Source organism: Acidisphaera sp. L21, assembly GCF_009765685.1.
In the GTDB taxonomy this organism is placed as follows: domain Bacteria; phylum Pseudomonadota; class Alphaproteobacteria; order Acetobacterales; family Acetobacteraceae; genus LMUY01.
Genome location: NZ_LMUY01000136.1, coordinates 2,178 through 8,444 on the forward strand (window position 1 = coordinate 2,178; position 6,267 = coordinate 8,444).

Genomic DNA, 6,267 nt, shown 5'->3' on the forward strand with positions numbered 1-6,267 from the left:
TCCGGCCATCGCGTCGTGTTCGGGTCGGCGCAGGACGTCGCCGACTCCCTGCAGGAATGGCATGCGAGCGGGGCGGCGGACGGGTTCCTGGTGATGTCACCCTACCTGCCCGGCCCGGCGCAGGCCTTCATCGACCAGGTGGTACCGATCCTGGTGGATCGCGGCCTGTTCCGTACCGACTATGCAGGCACGACCTTGCGCGAGCATCTGGGGCTGGCGCGGCCGGCGTCGATCTATGCCGGCGCCGGCGGTTCTCCCACCCTAGGCGGCTGAGGAGGCGGCGCGGCCCGCGTCGGCCAGAAACATGCCGATCGCCTCCACCACCTGGTTGATCTGGTAGGTCGACACGTCCAGATGGGTGACCAGGCGCAGGCCGGAGCCGCCTTCCACCAGGATGTTGCGGGCCTGCAGGAACGCGCCGAGGTCCTGGAACGACAGGCCGGGCACCGGATTGACGAACACCATGTTGGTGCCGGTGTAGCGCACCGCGCCCGCGCCGAGCAGACCGGTCAGCGATTTCGCCAGCAGCGCGGCGTTGGAATGATCCTCCGCCAGACGGGCGATGTTGTGCTGGATCGCGTATCGGCCGGCTGCGGCGAGCACGCCGACCTGGCGCATGCCGCCGCCCAGCACCTTGCGCCAACGCCGGGCGGACTCGATCACCGGGCGGGCACCCACCAGGACCGACCCTACAGGCGTGCCGAGCCCCTTCGACAGGCAGAGGGAAACCGAGTCGAAAGGCTGGCAGATTTCGGCCAGGGTTTGCCCGGACGCCACGGCGGCGTTCCAGGCGCGCGCGCCATCCAGGTGGAAGGCGAGCCCTGCCTTGCGCGCGATCGCCTCGGCACGTTGGGTGTAGCCGGCGGGTAGCACCTGGCCGGCGATGGTGTTCTCCAGCGCCAGCAGCCGGGTGCGGGCGAAGTTCACCCCGATCGGCTTGATCGCGGCTTCGATCTTTTCCAGCGGCAGGGTGCCGTCTGGCGCGTTCTCGATCGGCTGCGGCTGGATGCTGCCCAGGACGGCGGCGCCCCCACCCTCGTACCGGTAGGTGTGGGCCTGCTGCCCGACGATGTATTCATCGCCGCGGCCGCAATGCGCCATCAGCCCGGCCAGGTTGCTCTGCGTTCCGGAGGGGAAGAACAGCCCGGCCTCCTTGCCGGCCATCTCGGCGGCCTCGGCCTGCAAGGCGTTCACCGTGGGGTCGTCGCCGAACACGTCGTCGCCGAGTGGCGCGCTGGCCATGGCGGCCATCATGCCCGGGCTGGGCCGGGTGACGGTGTCGCTGCGCAGGTCGATGGCGTTGGCGCTATTGGCGGGCAGGGGATGTGGCATGATCGGGTCTTTCATTGGTTCGGGTGGGCGCGTCGCGCCAGGATCGTTGCCCTAGGATGAGGGGCAGCACCCCGCCGGCCCGCAATGTTGCGACCTCCAGCGCGGTTTCGACGGAGGCGATGGTGCACAGCGTCTGGACCCGCCCATCGGCGCGGTAAAGCTGCACCGGAACCGGCGTGCGCGGGGCCAATGCGTCGGCCGGGGCGTCGATTGACAGCCAATCCGCGGCACCGATCTGCCATTGCGCGGTCGTGACGCCGGATGGCAGCAGCAGCGGCAGGATGCCCATGCCGATGAGGTTGGTGCGGTGAATCCGCTCGAAACTGCTGGCCAGGATCGCGCGCACGCCCAGCAACGCCGGGCCCTTTGCCGCCCAATCGCGCGACGACCCGGCGCCGTAGCGTTCGCCGGCCAGGATCACGGTCGATGTCGCCTCCGCCTGGTAGCGGGCGGCAACCTGCCAGACCGGCATCACGTCCCCGGTTGGGACGTGGATGGTGCGGCCGCCGGTCCAGTCGGGGTGCAGCAGGTTGCGCACGGTGCGGTTGGTGTAGAGGCCGCGCAGCATCGCCTCCCAATTGCCGCGCCGGGCGGCGAAGACGTTGAGGTCGGTTGGATCCTCGCCACGCTGGGTGAGGTAGTGCGCGGCGTCGCTGCCCATCGGCACGGTGCCGGCGGGGGAGATATGGTCCGTCGTGATGTCATCCCCCAGCACCAGCAGCGGCCGGGCACGATACTGGCCGAGCCGGATGGGTTGGGCCGCGGCGAAGGGGGGCGGGCGGAGGTAGGTGGACGCCGTGTCCCAGGGGAACAAAACGCCCTCGGGCGCGCCCAGCGCGTCCCATTCCGGGCTGCGATGCGCCTGGGCGAAGGCGGCGGCGTAATCATCGGGCTCGCAGGAGGCGGCCAGGGCGAGATCGATATCGGCGCCGCTGGGCCAGAGCTGGTGCAGGAAAACCGGCCTGCCATCGGCGGTGTGGCCCAGCGGATCGGCCCGTATGTCCCGGTTCATGTCCCCGGCCAGGGCGTAGGCGACGACGAGCGGAGGGGAGGCGAGGAACCCCGCCTCCACTTGCGGGTGCACCCGGCCGGGGAAGTTGCGGTTGCCCGATAGAACGCAGGTGGCGACGACGCCACGGTCGAGCGCGGCCACCATGCCCGGGGCGAGCGGGCCGGAATTGCCGATGCAGGTGGTGCAGCCGAAGCCGACGATGCCGAAGCCGAGCGCTTCAAGATCGTCCAGCAATCCACTGCGGCGCAGATACCGCGCCGCCGCCGGGGAGCCCGGCGCCAGCGATGTCTTGACCCAGGACGGCGGCCGTAACCCCAGCGCACGCGCGCGGCGCGCCAGCAGCCCGGCGGCCACGAGCAGGCGTGGGTCGGACGTGTTGGTGCAACTGGTGATCGCCGCAATCGCCACCGCGCCATCGGGTGGGTCGGCGATCGCCGGGTCCAGGGGGCGGCGCGCCATGGTTGCCAGGGCCTGGGCTGCCGCGGCGGGGGCCATGCGGTCCTGTGGTCGCGCCGGGCCGGCGAGGCTGGTGGTGATCGCGTCCAGATCCATCTCGATCACGACCGTGTAGCGCGGTGTGGCCGCGGGATCGAACCACAGGGCCAGGCGGTGGCTGGTGTCACGCACATGGTCGCACACCGATTGGGGGCGGCCGGTTTGGCGTAGGTAGGCGACGGTGCGGTCATCGATTGGGAAATAGCCGGTGCTGCCGCCGAATTCCGGCGTCATGTTGGCGACGACGGCGCGATCCCCGCAGGATAATGTTGCGACGCCCGGCCCGAAGAATTCGACGAACTCGCCCGACATGCCATGGCGCCGCAATCGTTCGGTGACGGCGAGGGCGAGGTCGGTGGACAGAACGCCCTCTCGCAGGCGGCCCGTCAGCCGGACGCCGATGATGTCGGGGAGGCGCAGCGTCAGCGGCATGCCGAACATCACGCTCTCCGCCTCGATCCCGCCGACGCCCCAGCCCAGCACGCCCAGGCCGTTGATCATCGGGGTGTGGCTGTCGGTGCCGAGCAGGGTGTCCGGCACGGCCCAAGGCTGCCCGGCGTTGTGCACGATGGTGGTGACGGTGGTCAGCTGCTCGAGGTTCATGGTGTGCATGATGCCGGTGCCGGGCGGGTGCACCGTGAACCCGGTGAGCGCGCCGGCGGCCCATTTCATCAGCCGGTAGCGCTCGGCATTGCGGCCCAATTCCCGCGCGGTGTTGAAAGCGAGGGCGTCTGGTGTGCCGTACCGGTCCACCGCGACCGAATGGTCGACCGACACGTCCACTGGCAGCACGGGGTTGAGCGCGGCCGGGTCTTGGCCGGCGGCGGCCAGGGCGTCGCGCATCGCGGCGATGTCCACCAGGGCGGGGACGCAGGTGGTGTCGTGCATCATGAGCCGGGCCGGGTGGAAGGCGATTTCCGCGGTGCTGGTGCCGGTGTCCAGCCAGGCGAGGAACGGCGCCACCACTTCGGCGGCTGGGGCCGGGCTGTGGCGCAGGCTGTTCTCGATCAAGATCCGCATCGACCAGGGAAATCGGTGCAGGCTGGGGCCCAGGGCGCCCCGGAGATCCACGACGCGGTCGGGCCGATCGGAGCCGGGGGCGATGCTGGAGGTCATGAGGGAACGGGCTGTCCGCTAGGAGGTGAGGAAGAATTGCACTTTCATCACTGAAATGCAATTCTTGTCGTGGGGCGTTTGCCGGGTTGGAGGGACGATGAGCCAGTCGTTGACGCCGCAGATCGCTGCCAGAATCCTGGATTATGCCCGCGAGCAGCCGTTGCAGGTGGACGACCATTTGCCGGCGCAGAAATTGGCCGATCTGTTCCGCGTCTCCAGGTCTCCGGTGAATGGCGCGCTGAAACTGTTGCAGTCGCACGGCATCGTGCGGTGCGAGGCGAATCGCGGCTATTTCCTGGCGCTGAACCCGGCGAGTGCGACTATCGATGTGGCAGCGGTCGTGGGTGCCGAGGCGGGGGAGGAGGCGTATTTCCAGATCGCCGACGACCGTTTGTCGGGCCGGTTGGCCGACCGGGTGAGCGAGAGCGAGATCATTCGCCGCTATAAGCTACCGCGCAGCCTGGCGCTGCGGCACCTGACCCGCATGGCGCGTGAGGGCTGGGTCGAGCGCCTACCCGGCAAAGGCTGGATGTTTCTGCCCGTCCTCACCTCCACCGAGGCCTATCGAATGGCCTACCAGTTTCGCATCGCGATCGAGCCAGCGGCGATCCTGCAGCCTGGTTTTACGGTCGACGCGGCAGCATTTGCCCGGGCGCGCCTGCAGCAGCAGGGTTTGCTGGATGGGGAGTATCGCACGCTGTCGCGGACGCGGTTGTTCGAGATCAACTCGCAATTTCACGAGATGATCGTCGGCTGTTCGGGCAATCCGTATTTTACGGAATCGCTGAAGCGGGTGAATGCCAGCCGGCGCCTGGCGGAATACCGCAAGACCGTCGACCGCAGTCGGCTGATTGGGCAGTCCCTGGAGCATCTGCGGATCCTGGATCTGCTGGAGGCCGGCAAGATTTCGGACGCGGCGGAGTTCATGCGATTCCATCTGGACTACGCGCTGACGTTAAAATCGGCGGCGCCGCTGGATTGAGCCAGGGGCGGGTGCCGTCGATTGACCGGCGGCTCGCCCTAATGCAATCAATTTCCAGGCTGCTTTGGCAAGCCGAGAGGACATGAGATGACGACAGTCGGTCTGCCCCGTGCCAATCCTTCGCAGAAGGATGTCGATGCCGCCGGGGTGATGGCGTTCCTGGACGACATTGGCACCGCCGGGCTGGAACTGCACAGCCTGATGATCTTCCGTGCTGGCGCGGTGGTTGCGGAGGGGTTCTGGCGGCCATACGCCGCAGACCGCCCACACATGCAGCACTCCGCTACCAAGAGCTGGACGGCGGCGGCGGTAGGCCTGGCGCTGGGCGAAGGCCGTTTTGGGCTGACGGACCGGGTGATCGATTTCTTTCCCGATCACTTGCCCGACATCGTTAGTGCCAACCTACGGGCGATGACGATCGAGGATTTGTTGACCATGCGAACGGGCCACGCCACCGGTATTTCCGGCGGCGAGTGGCGCGGGCTGGATAGCAGTTGGATCGCCGCGTTCCTGCGGGAGCCGGTGGCCGAGCCGCCGGGCAAAACCTTCATCTACAGCAGCGCCTCCAGCTACATGCTGTCCGCGATCGTGTCCAAGGTGACGGGGCAGACCGTCTACGAGTATTTGCATGCGCGGATGATGGCGCCGTTGGGCATGGGCCCGGTCCAGTGGGATTTGTCGCCGGAGGGGATTAGCACCGGCGGCAATGGGCTGCTGTGCGGGACGGAGGATGTGCTGAAATTCGGCATCCTGCATTTGCAGAACGGCATGTGGAACGGGCAGCAGGTGTTGCCGGCGGCGTGGGTGCGGGAGGCGACGCGGCGCCAGGTGGGGGAGGTTTGGATGGGCTCGCTGGACGGGCGGCGCTACCAGGCGGCCGATCGGGCGACGGCGGAGCGGCGGGAGGGCTATGGCTACCAGTGGTGGATGACGCCGCATGACGGCTACCGGGCATCCGGCGTATTCGGCCAGCAATGCATCGTGTTGCCGGACAAGGGTGTGGTGATCGCCATCACCGCCGGGCTGCAGAACACCATACCCCGGCTGATGGCGGCGGTCTGGACCCACCTCTACCCGGCGTTCGGCGTCGCTGGTGACCCGGCGGTGGATACGGCCCTGAGGGATCGCCTGGCGACGCTGGCCCTGCCGGGGCCGGCCGGTGCGGCAAACTCACCGTTGGTGCCGGCGATCGATGGCCGGCGTATCGTGGTGGAGCCGAACGAGGATGGCGTGACCGAGATAGGGCTGGCCTTCACCGCCGGCCAGTGCGTGTTCACTTTGTCGGACGGGCGCGGGACCCACCGGATCGTGGCTGGGCTAGGGCGGGGGA

General features: G+C 68.4%; 4 protein-coding genes and 1 pseudogene. 3 read left to right on the top strand and 2 right to left on the bottom strand.

Going from position 1 to position 6,267, the window contains the following annotated elements; genetic code table 11:
• A pseudogene (locus GSQ76_RS32165) lies at positions 1–273 on the top strand (nitrilotriacetate monooxygenase); the annotation flags it as partial.
• Here the strand turns inward: GSQ76_RS32165 and ltaE are convergent.
• Positions 262–1,332: a low-specificity L-threonine aldolase gene (gene ltaE, locus GSQ76_RS25280; protein ID WP_158746871.1), complete on the bottom strand. Its 1,071-nt coding sequence runs from the start codon at positions 1,330–1,332 to the stop codon at positions 262–264. The pseudogene GSQ76_RS32165 and the gene ltaE overlap by 12 nt on opposite strands.
• Positions 1,307–3,955 (bottom strand): aconitate hydratase AcnA, encoded by a 2,649-nt coding sequence (acnA, locus tag GSQ76_RS25285; protein WP_158746872.1) that lies wholly within the window; start codon positions 3,953–3,955, stop codon positions 1,307–1,309. The genes ltaE and acnA overlap by 26 nt, the downstream gene beginning before the upstream one ends.
• 97 nt (positions 3,956–4,052) lie before the next feature.
• Between acnA and GSQ76_RS25290 the strand changes: the two genes are divergently transcribed.
• Both GSQ76_RS25290 and GSQ76_RS25295 read left to right on the top strand, forming a co-directional pair.
• A complete protein-coding gene (locus GSQ76_RS25290; RefSeq protein WP_158746873.1) occupies positions 4,053–4,937 on the top strand; it encodes a GntR family transcriptional regulator in 885 nt (294 codons plus the stop codon).
• An 87-nt stretch (positions 4,938–5,024) separates the two neighbouring features.
• Positions 5,025–6,267: serine hydrolase (locus GSQ76_RS25295; protein WP_158746874.1), on the top strand; the 1,243-nt coding region annotated here is incomplete at its 3' end.

Coding starts and splice junctions, on each gene's coding strand:
- ltaE (WP_158746871.1), bottom strand. CDS start 1,332: ATGCCACATCCCCTGCCCGCCAATAGCGCCAACGCCATCGACCTGCGC.
- acnA (WP_158746872.1), bottom strand. CDS start 3,955: ATGACCTCCAGCATCGCCCCCGGCTCCGATCGGCCCGACCGCGTCGTG.
- GSQ76_RS25290 (WP_158746873.1), top strand. CDS start 4,053: ATGAGCCAGTCGTTGACGCCGCAGATCGCTGCCAGAATCCTGGATTAT.